This window comes from Klebsiella sp. GB_Kp056, assembly GCF_040064755.1.
GTDB lineage: Bacteria > Pseudomonadota > Gammaproteobacteria > Enterobacterales > Enterobacteriaceae > Klebsiella > Klebsiella quasipneumoniae.
Genome location: NZ_JBEAJA010000044.1, coordinates 52,656 through 74,573 on the forward strand (window position 1 = coordinate 52,656; position 21,918 = coordinate 74,573).

General features: G+C 61.3%; 19 protein-coding genes and 1 riboswitch. Of the genes, 10 read left to right on the forward strand and 9 right to left on the reverse strand.

All coding sequences use genetic code 11. The features are described 5' to 3' along the window. Nucleotides 1-3 precede the first annotated feature (3 nt). Together xylB and dalD are read right to left on the reverse strand one after the other, a co-directional pair. Nucleotides 4-1,467: a xylulokinase gene (gene xylB, locus ABLV52_RS10625; protein WP_348890352.1), complete on the reverse strand. Its 1,464-nt coding sequence runs from the start codon at nt 1,465-1,467 to the stop codon at nt 4-6. 9 nt (nt 1,468-1,476) lie between these two features. Continuing rightward, nucleotides 1,477-2,844 (reverse strand): D-arabinitol 4-dehydrogenase, encoded by a 1,368-nt coding sequence (dalD, locus tag ABLV52_RS10630; RefSeq protein ID WP_348890353.1) that lies wholly within the window; start codon nt 2,842-2,844, stop codon nt 1,477-1,479. 206 nt (nt 2,845-3,050) lie between these two features. Between dalD and ABLV52_RS10635 the strand changes: the two genes are divergently transcribed. Continuing rightward, nucleotides 3,051-3,992, forward strand: coding sequence for a sugar-binding domain-containing protein (locus ABLV52_RS10635; protein ID WP_237902537.1), 942 nt, complete (start codon nt 3,051-3,053; stop codon nt 3,990-3,992). A gap of 21 nt (nt 3,993-4,013) precedes the next feature. Here ABLV52_RS10635 and ABLV52_RS10640 read toward each other — a convergent pair whose 3' ends face one another. Further along, the gene (locus ABLV52_RS10640) at nt 4,014-5,015 is read right to left on the reverse strand and encodes a LacI family DNA-binding transcriptional regulator (RefSeq protein ID WP_023290405.1); all 1,002 of its coding nucleotides are present in this window, start codon (nt 5,013-5,015) and stop codon (nt 4,014-4,016) included. Between the two features lie 255 nt (nt 5,016-5,270). On the opposite strand from ABLV52_RS10640, the gene ABLV52_RS10645 reads away from it, so the two are divergent. From ABLV52_RS10645 to ABLV52_RS10655, 3 genes are all read left to right on the forward strand, one after another. Beyond that, entirely contained in the window at nt 5,271-6,020 is a 750-nt protein-coding gene (locus ABLV52_RS10645) for an SDR family oxidoreductase (protein ID WP_004180592.1), read from the forward strand. A gap of 27 nt (nt 6,021-6,047) precedes the next feature. Next, complete coding sequence (locus tag ABLV52_RS10650) at nt 6,048-7,655, forward strand: FGGY-family carbohydrate kinase (protein ID WP_282280234.1); 1,608 nt, start codon at nt 6,048-6,050, stop codon at nt 7,653-7,655. An 81-nt stretch (nt 7,656-7,736) separates the two neighbouring features. Next, entirely contained in the window at nt 7,737-9,020 is a 1,284-nt protein-coding gene (locus ABLV52_RS10655; RefSeq protein WP_348890354.1) for an RbtT/DalT/CsbX family MFS transporter, read from the forward strand. A 60-nt stretch (nt 9,021-9,080) separates the two neighbouring features. Here ABLV52_RS10655 and fbaB read toward each other — a convergent pair whose 3' ends face one another. The 3 genes from fbaB to thiM form a co-directional block, all read right to left on the reverse strand. Continuing rightward, nucleotides 9,081-10,133 (reverse strand): class I fructose-bisphosphate aldolase, encoded by a 1,053-nt coding sequence (gene fbaB, locus ABLV52_RS10660; protein ID WP_004201578.1) that lies wholly within the window; start codon nt 10,131-10,133, stop codon nt 9,081-9,083. Nucleotides 10,134-10,280: 147 nt separating this feature from the next. Then, on the reverse strand, nt 10,281-11,081 hold the full coding sequence (gene thiD / locus ABLV52_RS10665; RefSeq protein WP_009307429.1) for a bifunctional hydroxymethylpyrimidine kinase/phosphomethylpyrimidine kinase: 801 nt from the start codon (nt 11,079-11,081) through the stop codon (nt 10,281-10,283). Next, nucleotides 11,078-11,851 carry a hydroxyethylthiazole kinase gene (gene thiM / locus ABLV52_RS10670; RefSeq protein ID WP_023290408.1) on the reverse strand — a complete coding sequence of 258 codons (774 nt, stop codon included), beginning with the start codon at nt 11,849-11,851 and terminating at the stop codon, nt 11,078-11,080. The genes thiD and thiM overlap by 4 nt, the downstream gene beginning before the upstream one ends. 34 nt (nt 11,852-11,885) lie before the next feature. Continuing rightward, nucleotides 11,886-11,983: riboswitch (TPP riboswitch) on the reverse strand. Nucleotides 11,984-12,167: 184 nt separating this feature from the next. On the opposite strand from thiM, the gene ABLV52_RS10675 reads away from it, so the two are divergent. Then, nucleotides 12,168-12,590 (forward strand): universal stress protein, encoded by a 423-nt coding sequence (locus ABLV52_RS10675; RefSeq protein WP_049093674.1) that lies wholly within the window; start codon nt 12,168-12,170, stop codon nt 12,588-12,590. On the opposite strand, the gene ABLV52_RS10680 is transcribed toward ABLV52_RS10675, so the two are convergent. Then, a complete protein-coding gene (locus ABLV52_RS10680; RefSeq protein WP_348890355.1) occupies nt 12,587-13,501 on the reverse strand; it encodes a LysR family transcriptional regulator in 915 nt (304 codons plus the stop codon). The genes ABLV52_RS10675 and ABLV52_RS10680 overlap by 4 nt on opposite strands. 120 nt (nt 13,502-13,621) lie before the next feature. Here ABLV52_RS10680 and ABLV52_RS10685 point away from each other — a divergent pair, with 120 nt between their 5' ends. Then, complete coding sequence (locus tag ABLV52_RS10685) at nt 13,622-15,433, forward strand: adenine deaminase C-terminal domain-containing protein (RefSeq protein WP_348890356.1); 1,812 nt, start codon at nt 13,622-13,624, stop codon at nt 15,431-15,433. A gap of 2 nt (nt 15,434-15,435) precedes the next feature. After that, nucleotides 15,436-16,779 (forward strand): NCS2 family permease, encoded by a 1,344-nt coding sequence (locus ABLV52_RS10690; RefSeq protein ID WP_023290415.1) that lies wholly within the window; start codon nt 15,436-15,438, stop codon nt 16,777-16,779. Here ABLV52_RS10690 and ABLV52_RS10695 read toward each other — a convergent pair. After that, a complete protein-coding gene (locus ABLV52_RS10695; RefSeq protein WP_348890357.1) occupies nt 16,769-17,668 on the reverse strand; it encodes a LysR substrate-binding domain-containing protein in 900 nt (299 codons plus the stop codon). The genes ABLV52_RS10690 and ABLV52_RS10695 overlap by 11 nt on opposite strands. 183 nt (nt 17,669-17,851) lie before the next feature. Between ABLV52_RS10695 and ABLV52_RS10700 the strand changes: the two genes are divergently transcribed. Beyond that, entirely contained in the window at nt 17,852-18,169 is a 318-nt protein-coding gene (locus ABLV52_RS10700) for an RcnB family protein (RefSeq protein WP_004201590.1), read from the forward strand. Then, entirely contained in the window at nt 18,144-18,605 is a 462-nt protein-coding gene (locus ABLV52_RS10705) for a GNAT family N-acetyltransferase (RefSeq protein WP_348890358.1), read from the forward strand. Before ABLV52_RS10700 ends, ABLV52_RS10705 begins: the two co-directional genes overlap by 26 nt. On the opposite strand, the gene apbC is transcribed toward ABLV52_RS10705, so the two are convergent. Beyond that, entirely contained in the window at nt 18,602-19,711 is a 1,110-nt protein-coding gene (apbC, locus tag ABLV52_RS10710; protein WP_023290418.1) for an iron-sulfur cluster carrier protein ApbC, read from the reverse strand. The genes ABLV52_RS10705 and apbC overlap by 4 nt on opposite strands. Before the next feature lie 153 nt (nt 19,712-19,864). On the opposite strand from apbC, the gene metG reads away from it, so the two are divergent. Then, nucleotides 19,865-21,898 carry a methionine--tRNA ligase gene (gene metG, locus ABLV52_RS10715; protein WP_032429194.1) on the forward strand — a complete coding sequence of 678 codons (2,034 nt, stop codon included), beginning with the start codon at nt 19,865-19,867 and terminating at the stop codon, nt 21,896-21,898. Nucleotides 21,899-21,918: the final 20 nt, after the last annotated feature.

Sequence of the window (21,918 nt, forward strand, 5' to 3'; positions counted from 1 at the left end):
AAATTAATGCTGCCGATAATGCAGATCGTTTAAATACAGGGCCTTAAACTGCGCGTAGCGTTGCATCAGGATGTGGTGGCGAACGGGATCCGCACGCCAGGTCTGCCAGACTTCCGGTTTTTCACATACCGCGGCAACCGGTTTGCCCGCCGCCAGGCAGGCCAGCCGCGCCGCGCCCAGCGCGCCGCCGGTCTCTCCGCCTTTGTGGGTCACCACCGGCATAGCGAGAATATCGGCCAGCAGCTGGGCCCAGAACGGACTGCGGGCGCCCCCGCCCACCAGCGAGCACTGCGCGATCGGCGTCCCGCTCTCTTTCAATACCTGCAGGCCGTCGTTGATGCCAAAGCTCACCCCCTCCAGCACCGCGTAGCCGAGCTGGGCGCGCAGGCTGGAGTGGGTCATACCCCAGAAGATGCCGCGAGCGTCAGGATCGTTATGCGGGGTACGTTCCCCGGAGAGATAGGGCAGGAAGAATGGCGCGTTGGCTTTCTCCTCCTCGCTTAGCTCGGCAATCTCCGCCAGCAGCGCCACCTCCGTGGTGCCGGTCAGGCGGCAGAACCACTGCAAACAGCTGGCGGCGCTGAGCATCACGCTCATCTGATGCCACAGGTTCGGCAGAACGTGACAAAACGCATGGACCGCCGACTGCGGCGCCGGACGATAGGCGTCGGTCACCACAAACAGCACCCCTGAGGTGCCGAGCGAAATAAACGCGTCCCCCGGCGAGACCGCGCCGACGCCAATGGCGCTGACCGCGTTATCGCCGCCGCCCCCGGCCACCACCACCGAGGCGTTCAGCCCCCAGCGTTCGGCCACCTGCGGGTCAAGGGTGGCGGAAACCTCGCAGCCTTCCACCAGCGTCGGCATCTGGCTGCGCGACAGACCGCACTTGTCCAGCAGCGCATCGGACCAGTCGCGCTTCGCCACGTCCAGCCACAGCGTCCCGGCGGCGTCCGACATATCGGAGACTTTCTTCCCGGTCATCCGGTAGCGCAGATAATCCTTCGGCAGCAGCACCGTGGCGGTGCGCTGAAAGTTTTGCGGCTCGTGACGACGCACCCACAGCAGCTTCGGCGCGGTAAAGCCCGGCATCGCCAGGTTGCCCGCCACCTGATGCAACTCCGGCGCCATCTCCTCCAGCTCCGCGCACTCTGCGGCGCAGCGGGTGTCGTTCCACAGAATGGCCGGACGGATCGTCTCCCCCTTTTCATCCAGCAACACCGCGCCGTGCATCTGTCCGGAGAGGCCAATCGCCTTGACGGCCGGCCAGTGCTGGGCGCATTTTTCCCGCAGCGTGGCCATCAGATACTCCGTCGCCTCCCACCATAACTCCGGTGATTGTTCTGACCAGTGCGGATGAGGCCGCTGAATGCTCAGCGGCGCGCTATGGCTGGCGATAACCTGATTGTTCTCATCAATGACCAGCGCTTTGACTTCCGATGTGCCAAGATCGATACCCAGATACATAGCCACCTCTTATTTAATCAGCGTGTAAACGGCGGCGACTTTCTCGCGCATCAGCGCCAGGAAATCCGCGTTGTCGGCCAGGTCACCAAACAGGGCTTTATCACGGGCGAAGACAGCCAGCGGATCCTGAGCCTCATACATCTCATGCACCGCCTGCTCATCCAGGATGCCATCCTGGTACTGATACGGCAGGGTTCCCTTATGCCACTGCTCCATAAAGACGAAGAACAGCGCCGGCAGCATGGCGGTCGCTTCCGGGCGGACGCCGCGCTGATAGCACTCCTGCAGGGTTGGGGCGATCATCGCCGGAATTTTCGAGAAGCCGTCGGCGGCGACGCGCTGGTTGGTGTCCTGGATATGCGGGTTGGTAAAGCGCTTGAGCACCACATCGCGGTAGGTCGGCAAATCAATACCGTTATCGCCCAGGCATGGGATCACATCTTCCGTGACGTAGCGGTCGGCAATGGCGTAGATAACATCGGTGAGCGTGCTTTCGTGAATATACTGCTGGCCGATTAAGGTCCCCGCCCACGCAATGCAGCTGTGGGACGCGTTCAGGATGCGGATTTTCGCCTCTTCATACGGGATAACCGACTCGACCATCTCCACGCCGACCGCTTCCAGGTTCGGGCGGGCATCGCGGAAGTTGTTCTCTACCACCCACTGGATAAAGGTCTCGCCCATGACCGGCGCCTTATCGTCAAAGCCGGTTTGCGCTTTGATACGGGCCGGCAGATCGGCCGCCGGACGCGGGGTGATGCGGTCCACCATGGTGTTCGGACAGGTGGTATTGGCCGCCATCCAGTCAATCACCGCCTGTTTGCCGGTGAGTTGCAGGAACTCCACCATCCCGTCGTGGAAGCGCTCGCCGTTATGACGCACGTTGTCGCAGTTGAGCAGGGTCAGCGGCCCGGCGTTGTCCGCCATGCGCTTTTCCAGAATTCGCGCGAGGGTGCCGTAAACAGTTTTGCATTCGCCTTTCAGGTCAGCCTGCAGGTCGGGGTTGCTGGTTTCCAGCTGATGGCGGGTATTCAGGTAGTACCCCCCTTCCGTCACGGTAAAGGCGATAACTTTGGTTTGCGGGTTGGCCCCTTCGTTAATCAGCGGCTGCATCCCGGCCTGCCACGGCAGCAGTTTCTGAATTGAGGTGATCTCTTCATATTCACGCGCCCCTTCCGGGCTGACGGTCTCCAGGACGTAACGTCCGCCCTGCGCCGCCAGCGCCTGCACCACCTGCTCGGCGTCGTTGCGAATATTGCCCGCCGCGATGCGCCAGCGCTTATCGCCGGAAGCGATCAGACGATGCAGATACCACGCCTGATGCGCGCGATGAAAAGAACCCAGACCGATATGAAGCCATGTGAATTGATTGTTCATGTTCTGCTCTCCTTGAGTGGATGGCGCCACTGTAATTGATCATTTGACCAAAATAAGAGCTACGGATCACAAAAGAGCAATTACCCAATTAAATTACAAATGACCAGCAAAGAGCAAAAGCTTGCCAGTTATGGCAACCACGGCGAGAATGCGGATATTCGCCGGGCCAATTGCGTGCCCTGGCCAGCAACTTAGGGCGGGAAACCATGAGTAAAGAAGACGATATCCGGTTAGATCAGAAGGTGCGTGCCGCATGGATGTACTACATCGCCGGCCAGAATCAGAGCGAGATCGCCAGCCAGTTGGGCACCTCCAGACCGGTGGTGCAACGGCTGATCGCCGCCGCGAAAGAAGAAGGGATTGTGTCGATTAATCTGCACCATCCGGTGGCGAACTGCCTCGATTATGCGCAGTTGTTGCAGGAAAAGTACCGGCTTATCGAATGCAATGTGGTCCCCGCCTTTAGCGAAGAGAGTACCCTCGACAGCGTATCGTTTGGCTGCTATCAGCTGATGGCTCGCTATCTGCAGGATGATAAAGAGAAAATCATCGGCCTGGGCTCGGGCCTGACCCTGAAAAAAGCGCTGCAGCGCATCGATTTCGACAGCCTGAATACCCGCTGCGTGGCGCTGATCAGCGCCATGGACGCCGACGGGCAGTGCAACTATTACGATGACGTGCCCCTGCTGCTCACCCGCAAAATTAAGGCCAAGTACTATCAGTGGCCTGCGCCGCGCTACGCGCAGACCGCGGATGAGTATGAGATGTGGTGCACCAATCGCTTATTTCGCAGCGTCTCTGGCGTCGCCCGGGAGGCGGACGTCATTTTTGTCGGCATTGGTCCGCTGGGCACGCAAAGTCCCATCTTTAAAGACGGCTTTATCAATCAGGCGCAGATGGATGATCTGACCGCCCGCGGCGGCATCGGGGAGATCCTCGGGCGGTTTATCGATGCAGAAGGCGAGGTGGTAGACAGCGAGATCAACCGCATGATCACCAGCTATGATATCCGCCAGAACCACTGCCCGCGGATTGCCGCGGCCTGTGGAGAATACAAACGACCGGCGATCCTGGCCGCCCTTAAAGGCGGCTGGATCAACGGTCTGGTGACCGATGAACATACCGCGCGCTGGCTGCTGACGCGCTAACGGCAATCAGCAGACGGCGACTCAGCTACTGCTCATCAATCGCGGCGGAATTTCAATCCGCTGCTGGCTGGCTTCGCCGGCGTCAATAATCGAAAAAACAGCGTTCAGCATCGCCGGTACGTCCTGCTGCACCATGTCGATATCGTGCCCCAGCAGATAGACAAACGGATCCCAGTCGAAGCAGCCCATCGGCGGCTGCTCGCTGCCGGTCAGCCCCACCTGCGACAGCCAGCGCACAACCCCTTCGAGGGATATCGTCGAGTTAACAAATATCCCCTGCAATAGCGTCTTCGCGCTGCCAAACCGCTCCTGCAGGCAGGCCTCAACGTGACCTTTCGAATAGCCGGGAGCCAGAATATTCGCCTGCGGCACGCGCAGCCCCTGCTCGTGATGCGCATCGTGAAAGCCCCGTAAGCGCTCGCTGGTGTTATGGTCGTTGCTGCGCCCGCCGATGAAGGTCAGCGGCGCCAGCTCTCCCCGACGGCGGGCGCTATTAGCGAGGATCTTGTGGGTCAGCGCTTTCGCGCCGCCGTAGTTATCTGAAATCACCGACGGAGAGAGAGACCCCGGCAGGTCGAGATTGATCGTGGGCACGCCCGCCTGCTGGCACAGCGCGGAAATTTTATCCGGATTGGTCGCCCCGGTCGCGATCACCCAGTCAACCTGCCAGGAGAGCATCGCTTTTACCGCTTCGAGCTCCAGATCCGGGCTTCGGCGCGTACAGGTGATAATCGGCAGCAGGCCACGCTCGCGGGCCATCTCCTCAAAGCGTTCGGCGACAGAGCCGAAGTAGCGGTTATCGTATTTGGGGATAATCATGCCAATGACGTGTGATTTTTTACTGCGCAGCATGCTGGCCTGGCGGTTAATCGCATAGCCCTGCTCCTCAGCAATCCGTGTCACCTTTTCGGCAAGCTTTGCGCTGATGCGGCGTTTTTTCCAGTTGCCGTTGAGGATTGCGCTCACCGCGCTCGCCGAAACGCCGGAAAGCTCCGCCAGGTCGTAAATCGTTATCTTCTTCATTTTTCCAACTTGCGTCACAAAATCATGTCGCTGTTAATTCCCCCACTTGCTCAATCGATGAAGCGAGAGCAACATAGCTTCATCGATTGAGCATCCATTTCACGCCAGGAAGTACGCGCGCATACCGCCTTAACATGCCAGCAAGCCTGAATAATGATGCTGATATTCAATAGGTTACCATGTTTTTGTCCATCACCTCGAACGCGATGCCCTCGGGTTCGATAGTTTCAACCAGATACGGCAAAGGATTATAAAATGAACCACTCTGTCTCCTCTATGAATACTTCCCTCAGCGGTAAAGTCGCCGCGATCACCGGCGCGGCGTCCGGTATCGGCCTCGAGTGCGCGAGGACCCTGCTGGGAGCTGGCGCAAAAGTGGTGCTTATCGACCGCGAAGGCGAAAAGCTCAACAAACTGGTCGCCGAACTAGGCGAAAACGCCTTCGCTCTGCAGGTGGATCTGATGCAGGCGGACCAGGTCGATAACCTTCTGCAGGGCATTTTGCAGCTCACCGGGCGTCTCGATATCTTCCACGCCAACGCCGGGGCCTATATCGGCGGGCCGGTGGCCGAGGGCGACCCGGACGTCTGGGACCGCGTGCTGCACCTCAACATCAACGCCGCCTTCCGCTGCGTGCGCAGCGTCCTGCCGCATCTGATCGCGCAAAAATCCGGGGATATTATTTTCACCAGCTCCATCGCGGGCGTGGTGCCGGTGATCTGGGAGCCTGTCTATACCGCGTCGAAATTCGCCGTGCAGGCGTTTGTACATACGACTCGTCGCCAGGTGGCGCAGTATGGCGTGCGCGTCGGCGCCGTACTACCGGGCCCGGTGGTGACCGCTCTGCTGGACGACTGGCCAAAAGCCAAAATGGATGAAGCGCTGGCCAACGGCAGTTTGATGCAGCCGATTGAAGTGGCGGAGTCAGTGCTGTTTATGGTGACGCGTTCGAAAAACGTCACCGTACGCGACATTGTGATCCTGCCGAACAGCGTGGATCTCTGATCCGTAACCAGCCTGTGAGAGGATGTGATGCAAAACGATACGCAAAACATTATTGGTGTGGATGTGGGTTCGGGCAGTGTGCGCGCCGGGGTATTCAATCTGCGGGGCGAGCTTCTCGCCCACGCGACCCGGGAAATTACCCTCTTTCGCAGCGCCGGAAACAGGGTGGAGCAGTCGAGCCGTGAGATCTGGCAGGCGGTGTGCTACTGCATTAAAACCGCCGTGGCCAGCGCCGGCGTCCCGCCGTCATCGATCGCCGGGATCGGCTTCGATGCCACCTGTTCGCTGGTGGTGATTGGCGATAACGACGCGCCGCTGGCGGTCGGGCCTTCCGACGATCCGGACCGCAATATTATCGTCTGGATGGATCATCGCGCCACCGGGCAGGCGGAAAAGATCAACGCGACGGGCCACCCGGTGCTGCAGTACGTTGGCGGCAAAATTTCGCCGGAGATGGAAACGCCGAAAATTCTGTGGTTGAAGGAGAATCGCCCGCACATCTATCAGCAGGCGCGCCACTTCTTCGACCTCGCTGATTACCTTACCTGGCGCTCAACCGGCGATGAAGCCCGCTCGGTCTGCACAGTGACCTGTAAATGGACCTACCTGGCGCATGAACAACGCTGGGATGCCGGCTACTTCCGCCAGATTGGCCTCGAAGAGCTGGCGGATGAAGATTTTGTCCGCATCGGCCAACGGATTGTCGAACCTGGAACCCCCTGCGGCGACGGTCTTTGCGCCACGGCGGCAGAGGAGATGGGACTGCCGATCGGTACGCCGGTGGCGGTGGGGATGATTGACGCCCACGCGGGCGGCATCGGCACCGTCGGGGTACTTAACGGCGCGGTCAACAATATGGCCTACGTCTTCGGCACCTCCTCCTGCACCATGACCACCACTGAGGAAGCGGTGTTCGTCCCCGGCGTCTGGGGCCCATACTATTCGGCGATGGTGCCTGGCTACTGGCTGATTGAAGGCGGACAAAGCGCCGCTGGCGCGGCTATCGACCAGTTGCTGAGCTTCCATCCGGCGGCGGCGGCGGCTCGCGAGCAGGCGAAAGCGGCGGGCATCCCTCTGCCGGTCTGGCTGGCGGATCGCGTACTGGCGCAGACGGCTTCGCCTTCTGAGGCGGTAACGCTGGCCGCCGGTCTGCACGTGGTGCCCGAATTTCTCGGTAACCGCGCGCCGCTTGCCGACCCACACGCGAAAGCGCTGATTGCCGGGCTGGGAATGGAGCGGGACCTGGATAACCTGACCGCGCTGTACGTTGCCGGATTATGCGGGATTGGCTATGGCCTGCGACAGATCCTCGACGCCCAGCGCGCCTGCGGGATTGAGAGTGAAAATATCGTCATCAGCGGCGGGGCCGGACAGCATCCGCTGGTGCGTCAGCTGCTGGCCGACGCCTGCGGCGTTAGCGTCGTGAGCACCGTCAGCAGCGAGCCGGTGCTGTTAGGCTCCGCCATCCTCGGCGCGGTGGCGGGCAGAGTCGCGGCTTCGCTGCCGGAGGCCATGAAGCAATTCACTCAGGTGGATGCCACCTATCACAGCGAGACTGCGTTTAGCTCGTTACATCAGCGCAGATATGAGGCCTATAAGGCGCTACAACAGGCCGGCAGGCTGATTCGCGAATAACATCCCTCTTTTTTTAATAACAATAATGCTCCGCTGCTGTGCAGCGGAGACACTCATCTGCACTCTGAAATCGAGGTCAACATGTCCGTAAATAACAAACAGTGGTATGGTCTACCGCTCAACCTCATCTGGGGATATGTCGCCATCGCCGTATTTATGACCGGCGACGGCTTTGAGCTGGCTTTTCTGTCGCACTACATCAAAACACTCGGATTTACCCCGGCGCAGGCTTCCTTTGCCTTTACGCTTTACGGTCTGGCCGCCGCCCTGTCGGCGTGGATTTCCGGCGTGGTGGCGGAAATCATCACCCCGCGCAAGGCCATGATGATCGGCTTCGTGCTGTGGTGTGTATTCCACGTGCTGTTCCTCGTCTTCGGCCTCGGTCGCGCCAACTATGCGCTGATCCTGCTGTTTTATGGCATTCGCGGCCTGGCCTACCCGCTGTTCCTCTACTCATTTATCGTCGCCATTATCCACAACGTTCGCAGCGACAGTTCCAGCTCTGCGCTGGGCTGGTTCTGGGCGGTCTACTCCGTGGGTATCGGCGTGTTCGGCAGCTATATTCCGAGCTTCACCATTCCCCACATTGGCGAAATGGGCACCCTGTGGCTGGCGCTGGTCTTCTGTGCCGCCGGCGGCATCATTGCGCTGGTGTCGATGCGTCATACCGAAACGCCGCGCCATATGCAGAACCTGACCACTCGCGAAAAACTCGCCGAACTGGGGCGCGCTGCGACGCTGATCTATACCAACCGCAGCATCCTGTTCTCCAGCATCGTGCGCATTATTAACACCCTGTCGCTGTTTGGTTTTGCGGTGATTATGCCGATGATGTTCGTTGATGAGCTGGGCTTTACCACCTCGGAGTGGCTCCAGGTGTGGGCGGCCTTCTTCTTTACCACCATCTTTTCGAACGTTTTCTGGGGGATCGTGGCGGAGAAAATGGGCTGGATGAAGGTGATTCGCTGGTTCGGCTGCATCGGGATGGCGCTTTCCAGCCTGGCGTTTTACTACATCCCTCAGCACTTTGGCCACAGCTTTGCGATGGCGCTGGTGCCGGCTATTGCCCTGGGTATTTTCGTCGCCGCGTTCGTGCCGATGGCGGCGGTGTTCCCGGCGCTGGAGCCGAACCATAAAGGCGCGGCGATTTCGGTGTATAACCTGTCTGCCGGGCTGTCGAACTTTCTGGCGCCGGCGATCGCCGTGGTGCTGTTGCCCTATTTCAGCACCATCGGGGTGGTGATTGCCTATACCGCCTTATATATTCTGGCCTTCTTCCTGTGCCCGTTAATCCGCGTTGAACAGCCTGGCATTACCCGCGCTCAGAGTGCGAAATCGTTTACCGCCAACGCGGCGGAGTCTTAATAAACCCGACATCTACTATGAACAACGAGCAATCCGGGCGGTGACGCCCGGATTTTCGCCTTAGGCGATAGTCACTTTCCCGTCCAGATAGACATCCTGCACGGCATTGATCAGCTTCACGCCGTCGGCCATCGATTTCTTAAACGCTTTGCGGCCAAGGATCAGCCCCATGCCGCCGGCGCGTTTATTGATCACCGCCGTGCGCACCGCGTCGGCAAGGTCGGTCTCCCCGCCCGCCGCGCCGCCGGAGTTAATCAGCCCGGCGCGGCCCATGTAGCAGTTGGCCAGCTGGTAGCGCACCAGATCGATGGGGTTATCGCTGGTCAGTTTGCTGTACACCCGGTCATCGGTATAGCCGAAGTTAACCGCTTTGTAGCCGCCGTTATTCTCCGCCATCTTTTGCTTGACGATATCGGCGCCGATGGTGGCCGCCAGGTGGTTGGCCTGACCGGTCAGGTCAGCGGAAACATGGTAGTCGACACCGTCTTTCTTGAATGCCGAATTGCGCAGATAGGCCCACAGCACGGTGACCAGGCCCAGCTCATGCGCCCGCTCAAAGGCCGCGGAGATCTCTTCTATCTGACGACGCGATTGTTCCGAGCCGAAATAGATCGTCGCGCCCACGGCCACCGCCCCCATATTGAACGCCTGCTCAACGCTGGCGTAGAGGGTCTGGTCGTACTCGGTGGGGTAGCTCAGCGTTTCGTTATGGTTGAGCTTCACCAGGAAAGGAATACGATGCGCGTAACGGCGCGACACCGAGGCCAGCACGCCGTAGGTCGACGCCACGCAGTTACAGCCGGCTTCGATCGCCAGCTCGACGATATTCTTCGGATCAAAGTACAGCGGGTTGGCGGCGAAGGAGGCCCCCGCCGAGTGCTCCACGCCCTGGTCGACCGGCAGAATGGACAGGTAGCCGGTCCCCCCCAGTCGTCCGGTGTTGTACAGGGTTTGCATATTGCGTAGCACCGCCGGCGGCCGGTTGTTATCCACCATCACCCGATCAACATAATCTGCGCCAGGCAGATACAGCTGGTCGGCCGGAATGGTTATACAACGGTGCTGCAAAAGGCTCTCGGCATCTTTGCCCAGCAACTGCGTAATATCAGTCATAGCAATCTCCCGTAAGGCCGGCCGGAGCCGGCATGCATTATCCCAACCCAATTATTTTGGGCAGGTTAAGCCTGGTACCGACTTAGCCTATTTTCCAGCCGGGAGGGCATTTTTTCAGGAGTTTCTGCTGTCCCGTTACGCTGCCATTTACCACCAGGCATGGAAATGGTGCACCGGCCCGATGCCGTGGCCCACCTCCAGGGAGTCGGCCTGCGCCAGGGCCGCCGACAGCCAGGCCTTGGCCTCGGTAACGGTGGCCGCCCAGTCGGCGTGACGCGGACGCAGCGCCGCCAGCGCCGCCGAGAGCGTGCAGCCGGTGCCGTGCGTGTTTTTGGTCTGTACTCGCGGCGCGGTAAATCGCTGTTCCCCTTCGCGGGTGAAGAGCCAGTCCGGGCTCTCGGCATCATCGAGATGGCCGCCCTTCATCAATACCGCACCGCAGCCCAGCGCCAGCAGCGCCCGCCCCTGCTCCAGCATTTCGCGCTCGTTGCGCGCATGGGGAGCATCGAGCAGGGCGGCCGCTTCCGGCAGGTTCGGGGTAATCAGCGACACCTGCGGCAACAATCGTTGACGCAGGGTCTCCACCGCCGAGGCCGACAGCAGCGGATCGCCGCTTTTCGCCAGCATGACGGTATCCAGCACCACGTTGGCCACCCGGTAGCGCGCCAGCCGCTCGGCCACGGCTTCCACAATATCGGTTTCCGCCAGCATGCCGATTTTGGTGGTATCGATGCGCACATCGCTGAACACCGAATCGAGCTGCGCCGCCACAAAGTCCGGTTCAATACGATAGACCGACTGCACGCCGCGGGTATTCTGCGCCACCAGGGCGGTGATCGCCGAGCAGCCGTAGGCCCCCAGCGCGGAGAAGGTTTTCAGATCGGCCTGGATACCGGCCCCGCCGCTGGGATCGGTGCCGGCGATGGTCAGAGCATTGATGCGTTTCATGCGCGCACCTCCTGATACAGCGCGTCGAGAAACGCCGGAACAAAGCTCCCGGGCCCCCCGTGACGGGCAGCGATTTCCCCGGCCTGCTTCATGAGCCCGCAGGCGGCGGCCACGTTTTCCAGCCGGTCTCCCGGCAGCGCCGCGCTCGCCGCCACCACCGCCGACAGCGCGCAGCCGGTGCCCACCACCCGGGTCATCAGCGCACTGCCGCCCGCCACGCTGAGCACCCGCTCGCCGTCGGTGACGTAATCCACCTCACCGGTGACCGCCACGACGGTGGTCAACTGACGAGCCAGCGCCTGGGCCGCCGGCAGCGCCGCGGCGGCCGTATCGGTGGTATCCACCCCGCGCCCGCCGGCGCTCATCCCGGCCAGCGCCAGAATTTCGGAGGCATTCCCGCGAATGGCCGCCGGCTGGAAGGCCAGCAGCGCGTGACAAAAGGCCGTGCGCACGGTCAGGGCGCCGACCGCCACCGGATCCAGCGTCCAGGGCTTGCCGGCCTGGCGGGCCTGCTCCACTGCGGCACGCATGGCCACTGCGCGATCTTCGGTCAGGGTGCCGACGTTGATTAACAGCGCATCGGCGATGGCGGCGAACTGCGCCGCTTCGCGGGGATCGATCACCATCGCCGGCGAGGCGCCGACGGCCAGCAGAACATTGGCGGTAAAGGTCTGCACCACGTCATTGGTCATGCAGTGCACAAGGGGGGAATGGGCGCGCAGCAGATGGCGCAGGTGCGCGACAGGCGCGGGATTCAACAGCTCAGGCATGGTTTGCTCCCGCCAGACGAGGTAGAAGCAATGACCCTGCGGTCTCTGACTTCCCTACGCTGGCATTATCCAGATCAGGTGGTACGGGTATTTCTCAGCCTTCAACGAAGAAGGGCACCCCGAGTCAAAATAGTGAAATTGTTAAGCGTTGTGGAATTTACCGCAACTCACCGGTTCATACAACAAGCCTTTAGCCCTGCAACGACACCATCGCGGCTATCATGCTTATCAATCGACCGGGCGAGATTGCATTCCGCTGCTGGCGAGCGGAAAATGATGACATCACGCGCTATTTAGCCTACCGAGGATATACGCCATGGCCGTTTATCACCATGCGCTGGTACTGATTAACAGCAGTCAGGACGGCGTCCCGCTGCTCGAGCATGCCGCCAGAATGGCGGAAGAGAACGGCATGCGCATCACTATCGCCCACATCAGCACCGACTACCGGGCGCTGAACTATGTTTCCGACAGCCTGCGCGACGATCAGGTCTCGCAGGAGGTGATCCAGGCCAAAGCCCTGCTCAACGAGCTGGCCTGCACCGTCTCCCTGCCGGTGGATACCCTCTCGCTGGTGACCACCCGCCGCTTTGAAGATGTCGAAACCTGCGTTCGACAGCGGCAGATCGATTTAATTATTGCCGGACACCATAACCGGCTGCTGGGCGTCCTCTCCTCACACTCGCTGGAGTACATCAACCACTTAACCATAGACGTGCTGATCAAGCACCTGCCCTAGCGCAAGGCGGCCTGCAGCAGGGAAAAACAGTCTTCGATAAGCGGCGGCAGCGCCTGCGGCCCGCGCATCAGGGCCACCGTGCGGGTCAGCGCCGGCTGCTGCAGCTGGGCGACCTTGAGCGCCGGGTCCTGCAGATGGGTGGTATACAGCTCCGGCAGTATCGCCACCGCTAAGCGCGAGCGCACCAGGCCATACAGGGTTTCGATATAGTCCACCTGGTAGCGGGTGGTCAGCGTCAGGCGATGGCTCCCCACTAATGCCGCCACCAGCCGCTGAATATTGCCCTTCGAGAAGACGGCAATGTCCCGCCCCACCAGCTGTTTCCACGGCAGATGCGCCTGCGCGGCCAGCGGATCGTCGCGGTGCAGCACCGCCACGAAGGGATCGTCGCGCAGCGGATAGACCAGCAGTTCTGCGGGCAGTGAGCTGTCGATCGCCCCGATGCCGAAATCAATCTCGCCGCGCAACAGCGCCTGGATGAGCGCATCGTTAGTCTGATCGTGAAATTCAATACGCAGGCGGGGAAAGGCCTGGGCCAGGGTCTGCGGCAGCAGCGGAAACAGCAGCGAACTGACCGACGGCACCAGGCCGATGCGCACCGTCCCGTCGCCGCCCGCCTCGACGATCTGCTGCATATCGAAAAAGGCCGCCTGCGCCACGCTGAGGATCCGCTGGGCGTGGGGTAAAATCGCCGCCCCCAGTTCAGTCAGGGTGACCGCCGAAGCGGTGCGGTTGACCAGCTTGCCGCCGAGCACCGTTTCAATCTGCCGCAGAGCGCTGCTCAGCGCCGGCTGGCTAATCGCCAGCCGACTGGCGGTATCGGTAAAATGGCGCAGCTGGGCCAGGGTGACGAAATACTGAAGCTGTTTAAGAGAGAGCGCGGGCAGCCGCTGCCAGGGTTCGTTCATCATCGGGTTCGCTACGGTGGTCCTGCACAATAACCCGAGCTTATCGGGTGATAAATTTATTCATCTGGGCAAACGTTTGCTGTGCCCCTAGAGTATCCGCATTATCCTTGTGCCGGAGTGGTTATGTCCAGCAATGCTCAAGTCCGCCGTCGCGCCGTGCAGGCCGCGCGCGGCGAATCCCCGTTTGATCTGCTGCTGGTCGATGCGCAGATCGTCGATATGGCCACGGGCGAAATCCGCCCGGCTGACGTCGGTATCGTCGGCGAGATGATCGCCAGCGTCCACCCGCGCGGCAGCCGCGTCGACGCCCATGAAGTGCGTTCCCTGTCCGGCGGCTACCTGTCGCCCGGCCTGATGGACACCCACGTGCACCTTGAAAGCTCCCACCTGCCGCCCGAGCGCTACGCCGAAATCGTCCTCACCCAGGGCACCACCGCGGTGTTCTGGGATCCGCATGAGCTGGCCAACGTGCTCGGCGTCGAGGGCGTGCGTTACGCGGTAGACGCCAGCCGCCACCTGCCGCTGCAGGTGATGGTCGCCGCGCCGTCGAGCGTGCCCTCCACCCCCGGACTCGAAATGTCCGGCGCCGATTTCGCCGGCGCGGAAATGGAGACCATGCTCGGCTGGCCGGAAGTGCGCGGCGTGGCGGAAGTGATGGATATGCACGGCGTGCTGCACGGCAGCGAGCGGATGCAGGAGATTGTCCAGGCCGGTCTCAACAGCGGAAAACTGATCGAAGGCCACGCCCGCGGGCTGAGCGGCGCCGACCTGCAGGCCTACCTCGCCGCCGGCGTCACCTCCGATCATGAACTGACCTCGGCGGACGACGCGCTGGAAAAACTGCGCGCCGGGCTGACGATCGAGATCCGCGGCTCGCACCCCTACCTGCTGCCGGATATCGTGGCGGCGTTGAAAACGCTGCCGCACCTCTCTTCGCAGATCACCGTCTGCACCGACGACGTGCCGCCGGATATGCTGCTGGAGAAAGGCGGGATCATCGCCCTGCTCAACCTGCTGATCGAGCATGGATTACCGGCGGTCGATGCGCTGCGTTTCGCCACCCTCAACGCCGCTATTCGCCTGCAGCGCCACGATCTCGGGCTGATTGCCGCCGGGCGACGCGCCGACCTGGTGGTGTTTGATTCCCTGGAGAAGCTGGCGGCCCGCGAAGTCTACGTTGGCGGGGAACGGCTGGCCCATGCCGGCCGCCTGCTGAAGCCGATCGCCCCGGCGCCGGGCGTGACGCCGCCGCGCGATACCTTGCAGATAGCCCCCCTCGCCGCCGATGACTTTATCCTGCGCATCAAGGGCATTCGCCACGGCGTCGCCCGCCTGCGCCATATCCGCGGCGCGCGCTTCACCCTGTGGGGTGAGGTCGAAGTGCAGATCCGCGACGGCCAGGTCCAGCTGCCCGCCGGCTTCAGCCTGATCTGGGTCAAGCACCGCCACGGCCGCCATCAGGCGACGCCGCAAATCGCCCTGCTTGAAGGCTGGGGCGAGCTGCGCGGCGCCATCGCCACCAGCTATTCCCACGATTCACACAATCTGGTGGTGCTCGGGCGCAATGCTGAGGATATGGCGCAGGCGGCCAACCAGCTTATCGCCTCCGGCGGCGGGATGGCGCTGGCGCAACGGGGCGAGATCCTCGCCCATGTGGCGATGCCGATTGCCGGCATGCTGTCGGATCTCCCGGCCGCCGAGCTGGCGCGTCAGTTCCGCGAGCTGCGCGATCTGAGCAGCAAAGTCGCCGACTGGGAGCCGCCGTACCGGGTTTTTAAGGCCATTGAAGGCACCTGTCTTGCCTGTAACGCCGGGCCGCATTTAACCGATTTGGGTCTGACCGACGGCGGCAGCCGCCAGATAGTCGACCCGTTGATAGCCTGCCGGGAAACCCCGGCGCCAACGCCTCACAACAATAATCCTCAGGGAGCCTGAGCATGGCCGATAACACACTTCACTCTTCCGCCCGTGATAACTGGCTGGAGCGCCGCTTTGCGCTGCGCTCGCGCGGCGGCACGCTGCGCAGCGAATGCCTGGCCGGGATCACCGGTTTTCTCGCCGCCGCCTATTTACTGGTGGTCATCCCGGGACTGCTGGCGATCGGCGGAATGGACAAAGGCGCCGCCACCACCGGCACCATTCTGGTCTTCGTCGTCGGCTCGCTGCTGATGGCGTTTTACGCCAACCTGCCGTTTATCGTCGGCCCGGGCATTGGCGGCTCAGTGCTGGTGGGGGTCACGCTGGCCGGTAGCGAGGGGATTGGCTGGCAGACAGGCCTCGGGATCGCCTGCTGGTCGGGGGTTCTCTTCTTCCTGCTGACCCGCTTTGGCCTGCGCGAAGTGGTCACCCGCTCGGTGCCGCAGTCGATCAAGCTGGGGCTGACGGCCTCCATCGGCCTGTTCGTCGCCGTCCTCGGCTTTCGCAACGCCGGGCTGGTGCTCGCCAATGCCAAAACCAACGCCCTGATGCTCGGCGACTTCCTCGCCCCCGGCGCGCTGGTGGCGCTGTGCGGCCTGTTCCTGGCGATAGCCCTGCAGGCGCGTAAGGTGCCGGGCGCCATTTTGTGGGCCATTCTGTGCGCTACCCTGGTGGGGATCCCGTTCGGCGTCACGAAACTGCCGACGCATTTTATCGATGTCCCCCACTCGCTGGCCCCGGTGCTGGGAGAGGTTGACCTGCTGGGGGCGTTAAACATCGCCTTCCTGCCGTTCCTGTTCGTCTTTTTCGCTTCTGAGTTTTTCTCCACCATGGGGACGACGCTGGCGGTGGGCGGCGAGGCGGGTCTGCTGGATGAAGAAGGCAACATGCCGCAGATTAATCGCCCGTTTATGGTCGATTCGATTGCCGCGGCGCTCGGCCCGTGGGTAGGTATTCCGGCGGCGACGGCGCTGATTGAGTCCTCGGCGGCGGCGGAAGCCGGCGGCAAAACCGGCCTCACCGCGCTGTCGGCGGCGGTGATGTTCCTGCTGATGCTGCTGTTCACGCCGGTGGCGCTGATGATCCCGAAGGAGGCCACCGCCCCGGCGCTGATCCTGATCGGCCTGAACATGTTCAGCGGCCTGCGCAAAGTGGATCTCGGCAACTTCACCGACGGCCTGCCGGTGCTGATGATGGTGATGATCACCCTCATCGCCAACAGCTTCGGCACCGGCATCGCCGGCGGGCTGCTGTTTTACATTGTGATCAAGGCCATCGCCGGCAAGTGGCGGGAAATCCCGATTGGCCTGTGGGTGCTGGCCGTCCCGCTGGTCTACTACTTCGCGACCTTAGTTAGACATTAAGCCCTTCACAATGTGATTTCACCTCTTCATATAACAAACGCACCGCGGCAGAGAGCTGTTTGCGGTGCGGACAAATCAGGTTCAACGGCACCACATCCCCCTGGTAACGCGGCAGCAGGCGCCGCAGGCGGCCCGCCCGCAGATCGTCGCTGACGTCGAGCATCGATTTATAGGCAATGCCCTCCCCGGCTACCGCCAGCCGGCGGATCACCTCCGCGTCGTCGCTCATCACCGTGCCGGAGACCTTCTGCTGCAGGACTTCGCCGTCGAGGCTCAGCGACCAGCGGTCGAACGGGCGGCCGCGCAATATGTAGATCAACGCATTGTGCTGGCCGAGCTCCTCAAGGGTCTGCGGCTCGCCGTGGCGGGAGATCCACTCAGGAGAGGCCACCAGCACCCGACGATTTTCCGGCGCCACCGGCAGCGAAATAAACGAGGCGTCATCGTTATTGCCATAGCGAAACGCGACGTCCACCGGATCTTTAAACACGTCGGTCAGCTGGTCGGAAAAGAGCAGCCGCAGGCGCAGCGCCGGGTGGCGTTGCCGAAAGTCGCGGAACAGGGTCAGGAGCAGGTTACGCCCGAGATCCGACGGCACGGCGATCTGCAGCATGCCGCGAATTTCATCGTCCGGGGTCTGGATCTTCTGCAGGCCGGCCTCGAGGGTATCAAGCATCTGGGTGGCATACGGCAGCCAGGTCTCCCCCTCCGGCGTCAGGCGCAGGCTGCGGGTCGAGCGGGCGAACAGGCGAATATTGAGGATTGTCTCCAGACGCTTAATCGCCGCGCTCACCTGCGCCGGTTGCTGCCCCGCCTCGCGCGCGGCGTCGCTAAAACTGCCCAGTGCCGCGGCGCGGACAAATAAGGTCAGATCTTCCAGCCTGAACATGCCGATTCTCCCCTGCTTCAGATTGCTCCCAAAATAGGCATCACCGTCGCTGCAACGCAAGCGGCGCAGGACTTGCGCCGTGTTTTGCTTACACTTTTTAAAAATCCAGTGCTTGCCATTTCAGCAACGCATCAGGAATGATACGAGGCTGCTATTTTGAGTCCAGGTAATATTGAGGAAACTATGCGTAAAACAAAAATGATGCTTCTGGGCGTACTCCTTGCCACCGCCGGCGCCAGCTGGACGGCTTCTGCCGCGGGGATCGATCAGTATGCGCTGAAAGAGTTCACCGCCGACTTCACCCAGTTCCACATTGGCGACACCGTTCCGGCGATGTACCTCACCCCCGAATACAACATCAAAGGGTGGCAGCAGCGTAATCTGCCCGCGCCGGACGCCGGCAGCCACTGGACCTATATGGGCGGTAACTACGTGCTGATCACCGACACCGAAGGCAAAATCCTCAAGGTGTACGATGGCGAGATCTTCTATCATCGCTGATCCGCTCAAACTCCGCATCCGCCCCGGCGAACCAGCGGACTCTCCGGCGCTGCGCCAGCTCTTTCTGCGGGCGCGCAGTATGTCGTGGACCTGGCTTCCCTCCACGACGTGGCGGCTGGAAGATTTCGATGCCGCCACCGCGGAAGAACAGCTATGGATCGCGGAATACGACGGCCTGCCGGTGGGCTTTGCCGCCGTATGGACCGCCGATAACTTTCTTCACCATCTGTTCGTCGACCCGGACTGGCAGGGCAAACATATCGGCAGCGCGCTGCTGGCGCAGGTCGAACAGACCTTTACCGCCAGCGGGACGCTGAAGTGCCTGATGGAAAATAAAAACGCCCTGCGCTTCTACCAGCGTCACGGCTGGACCATCGAAGCACAGGGCGCCTCGCCCGAGGGCGGATACTGGCTGATGCGCTCGCCGCGGCCTTAAACGGCGCGGAAGGCAATCTCACCCGGGATCACTTCTCCCTGCCAGTACATCTGGGCCGCCACCCGACCCGCCAGCTGGCGATAGATGTCGGTAAATTCGCTTTCCGGACGCGCCACCACCGTCGGCGTGCCGTTATCCAGATCTTCCCGCAGCGTAATATGCAGCGGCAGCTGGCCCAGCAGCTGGGTGTGGTATTTCTCGGCCAGTTTTTGCGCGCCGCCGGTGCCGAAGATCGGCTCATGGTGCCCGCAGTTGCTGCAGATATGCATGCTCATGTTTTCCACGATCCCCAGCACTGGCACTTCCACTTTTTCGAACATCACGATGCCTTTTTTGGCGTCGATCAGCGCGATATCCTGCGGCGTGGTGACCACCACCGCGCCGGTGACCGGAATGTTCTGCGCCAGCGTCAGCTGGATGTCGCCAGTGCCCGGCGGCATATCCAGCACCAGGTAGTCGAGATCCGGCCACAGGGTCTCCTGCAGCATCTGCATCAGCGCCTTGCTGGCCATCGGCCCGCGCCACACCATGGCGTTGTCGTCGGTCACCAGGTAGCCGATAGAGTTGGTGGCCAGACCGAACTTCATGATCGGCGCCATATGGGTACCGTCCGGCGAGGTCGGGCGGCTGTCTTCCGCGCCAAGCATGGTCGGAATCGACGGGCCGTAGATATCGGCATCCAGAATGCCCACCTTCGCCCCTTCCGCGGCGAGCGCCAGCGCCAGGTTTACGGCAGTAGAAGATTTACCGACGCCGCCTTTCCCGGAGCTGATAGCGATAATGTTCTTCACGCCGTTGATGCCGGGCTGGTTTTTCACGCGCTTGAGGGTCGCGATGCTGTGGGTCAGCTTCCAGTCGATGGCCTTCGCGCCAGTGATACGCAACAGCTCGGCGCTGCACTGCTCTTTGAGCGCTTCGAAGGCGCTGCTCCAGACGAACGGCATTTGTAGCTCGATATGAACGGTATCGTCCAGCCAGGCGACATGGTGCAGCGCCTTGAGGGTGGTGAGATTATGCTTCAGGGTTGGGTGCTGGAAATTGGCCAGCGTCCCGGCGACCATCGCGCGGAGGCGCTCGGGGGATTTGGCCTGGGATTGCGAATTCATCCCGACTCCTTTGTTGTTTTGAGATGCTTTCAGTAATCACAGAGTTTATCACAGGAAAGGATTATCCATATATGGGCAGCCATTTATGGCGCACCCACAGCCCTTTTGGTAATATCGGAAGCCCTTTTTACAACAGAAGATGTAATGCTCACTATGACTCAAGTCGCGAAGAAAATTCTGGTAACGTGCGCCCTGCCGTACGCCAACGGCTCCATCCACCTCGGCCACATGCTGGAGCACATCCAGGCTGATGTCTGGGTCCGTTACCAGCGAATGCGCGGCCACGAGGTCAACTTCATCTGCGCCGACGACGCCCACGGCACGCCGATCATGCTCAAGGCGCAACAGCTCGGTATCACCCCGGAGCAGATGATTGGCGAGATGAGTCAGGAGCATCAGACCGATTTTGCCGGCTTCGACATCAGCTACGATAACTATCACTCGACGCACAGCGACGAGAACCGCGAGCTGTCGGAGCTTATCTACACCCGTCTGAAAGAGAACGGTTTTATCAAAAACCGCACCATCTCTCAGCTCTACGATCCGGAAAAAGGCATGTTCCTGCCGGACCGTTTTGTGAAAGGCACCTGTCCGAAGTGTAAATCTCCGGACCAGTACGGCGATAACTGCGAAGTGTGCGGCGCGACCTACAGCCCCACCGAACTGATCGACCCGAAATCGGTGGTCTCCGGCGCCACGCCGGTGATGCGTGACTCCGAACACTTCTTCTTCGACCTGCCGTCGTTCAGCGAAATGCTGCAGGCGTGGACCCGCAGCGGCGCGCTGCAGGAGCAGGTGGCGAACAAAATGCAGGAGTGGTTCGAATCCGGCCTGCAGCAGTGGGACATCTCCCGCGATGCGCCGTACTTCGGCTTCGAAATTCCGAACGCGCCGGGCAAATATTTCTACGTCTGGCTGGACGCGCCGATCGGCTACATGGGCTCATTCAAGAACCTGTGCGACAAGCGCGGCGACACCACCAGCTTCGACGAATACTGGAAGAAAGACTCCACGGCCGAGCTGTATCACTTTATCGGCAAGGACATCGTCTACTTCCACAGCCTGTTCTGGCCGGCGATGCTGGAAGGCAGCCAGTTCCGTAAACCGACCAACCTGTTCGTGCATGGCTACGTGACGGTCAACGGCGCGAAGATGTCTAAGTCGCGCGGCACCTTCATTAAGGCCAGCACCTGGCTGAAGCACTTTGATGCCGACAGCCTGCGCTACTACTACACCGCCAAGCTCTCTTCGCGCATCGATGATATCGACCTCAACCTGGAAGACTTTATCCAGCGCGTTAACGCCGACATCGTCAACAAGGTGGTTAACCTCGCTTCACGCAACGCCGGCTTTATCAGCAAGCGTTTTGACGGCGTGCTGGCCGCTGAGCTGGCCGACCCGGCGCTGTACAAAACCTTCACCGACGCGGCGGAAAGCATCGGCGAAGCGTGGGACAGCCGCGAGTTCGGTAAGGCCATCCGCGAAATCATGGCCCTCGCCGACGTGGCCAACCGCTATGTCGATGAGCAGGCGCCGTGGGTGGTGGCGAAACAGGAAGGCCGCGACGCCGACCTGCAGGCCATCTGCACCATGGGCCTGAATATGTTCCGCGTGCTGATGACCTGGCTGAAGCCGGTCCTGCCGCAGCTGGCCGCGCGCGCGGAAGCGTTCCTCAACAGCGAGCTGAGCTGGGACGCCATCCAGCAGCCGCTGCTGGCGCATAAGGTCAATCCGTTTAAGGCGCTGTACAACCGCATCGAGATGAAGCAGGTTGAAGCCCTGGTGGAAGCCTCTAAAGAAGAGGTGAAAGCCACCGCGGCGCCGGTCAGCGGCCCGCTGGCGGACGATCCGATTCAGGAAACCATCACCTTTGACGATTTCGCCAAAGTCGACCTGCGCGTGGCGCTGATTGAAAACGCGGAATTCGTCGAGGGCTCCGACAAGCTGCTGCGCCTGACGCTGGATCTTGGCGGCGAGAAGCGTAACGTCTTCTCCGGCATCCGCTCCGCTTATCCGGATCCGCAGCCGCTGATTGGCCGCCTGACGGTGATGGTCGCCAACCTGGCGCCGCGCAAAATGCGCTTCGGCATCTCGGAAGGGATGGTGATGGCCGCCGGCCCTGGCGGGAAGGATATCTTCCTGTTAAGCCCTGACGACGGCGCGAAGCCGGGTCAGCAGGTGAAATAATAAAAAAGCCGGAGAATATC

Excerpts from the sequence above, each read along its gene's own strand:
- xylB (WP_348890352.1), bottom strand. The coding sequence starts at position 1,467 with ATGTATCTGGGTATCGATCTTGGCACATCGGAAGTCAAAGCGCTGGTC.
- dalD (WP_348890353.1), bottom strand. The coding sequence starts at position 2,844 with ATGAACAATCAATTCACATGGCTTCATATCGGTCTGGGTTCTTTTCAT.
- ABLV52_RS10635 (WP_237902537.1), top strand. The coding sequence starts at position 3,051 with ATGAGTAAAGAAGACGATATCCGGTTAGATCAGAAGGTGCGTGCCGCA.
- ABLV52_RS10640 (WP_023290405.1), bottom strand. The coding sequence starts at position 5,015 with ATGAAGAAGATAACGATTTACGACCTGGCGGAGCTTTCCGGCGTTTCG.
- ABLV52_RS10645 (WP_004180592.1), top strand. The coding sequence starts at position 5,271 with ATGAACCACTCTGTCTCCTCTATGAATACTTCCCTCAGCGGTAAAGTC.
- ABLV52_RS10650 (WP_282280234.1), top strand. The coding sequence starts at position 6,048 with ATGCAAAACGATACGCAAAACATTATTGGTGTGGATGTGGGTTCGGGC.
- ABLV52_RS10655 (WP_348890354.1), top strand. The coding sequence starts at position 7,737 with ATGTCCGTAAATAACAAACAGTGGTATGGTCTACCGCTCAACCTCATC.
- fbaB (WP_004201578.1), bottom strand. The coding sequence starts at position 10,133 with ATGACTGATATTACGCAGTTGCTGGGCAAAGATGCCGAGAGCCTTTTG.
- thiD (WP_009307429.1), bottom strand. The coding sequence starts at position 11,081 with ATGAAACGCATCAATGCTCTGACCATCGCCGGCACCGATCCCAGCGGC.
- thiM (WP_023290408.1), bottom strand. The coding sequence starts at position 11,851 with ATGCCTGAGCTGTTGAATCCCGCGCCTGTCGCGCACCTGCGCCATCTG.
- ABLV52_RS10675 (WP_049093674.1), top strand. The coding sequence starts at position 12,168 with ATGGCCGTTTATCACCATGCGCTGGTACTGATTAACAGCAGTCAGGAC.
- ABLV52_RS10680 (WP_348890355.1), bottom strand. The coding sequence starts at position 13,501 with ATGATGAACGAACCCTGGCAGCGGCTGCCCGCGCTCTCTCTTAAACAG.
- ABLV52_RS10685 (WP_348890356.1), top strand. The coding sequence starts at position 13,622 with ATGTCCAGCAATGCTCAAGTCCGCCGTCGCGCCGTGCAGGCCGCGCGC.
- ABLV52_RS10690 (WP_023290415.1), top strand. The coding sequence starts at position 15,436 with ATGGCCGATAACACACTTCACTCTTCCGCCCGTGATAACTGGCTGGAG.
- ABLV52_RS10695 (WP_348890357.1), bottom strand. The coding sequence starts at position 17,668 with ATGTTCAGGCTGGAAGATCTGACCTTATTTGTCCGCGCCGCGGCACTG.
- ABLV52_RS10700 (WP_004201590.1), top strand. The coding sequence starts at position 17,852 with ATGCGTAAAACAAAAATGATGCTTCTGGGCGTACTCCTTGCCACCGCC.
- ABLV52_RS10705 (WP_348890358.1), top strand. The coding sequence starts at position 18,144 with ATGGCGAGATCTTCTATCATCGCTGATCCGCTCAAACTCCGCATCCGC.
- apbC (WP_023290418.1), bottom strand. The coding sequence starts at position 19,711 with ATGAATTCGCAATCCCAGGCCAAATCCCCCGAGCGCCTCCGCGCGATG.
- metG (WP_032429194.1), top strand. The coding sequence starts at position 19,865 with ATGACTCAAGTCGCGAAGAAAATTCTGGTAACGTGCGCCCTGCCGTAC.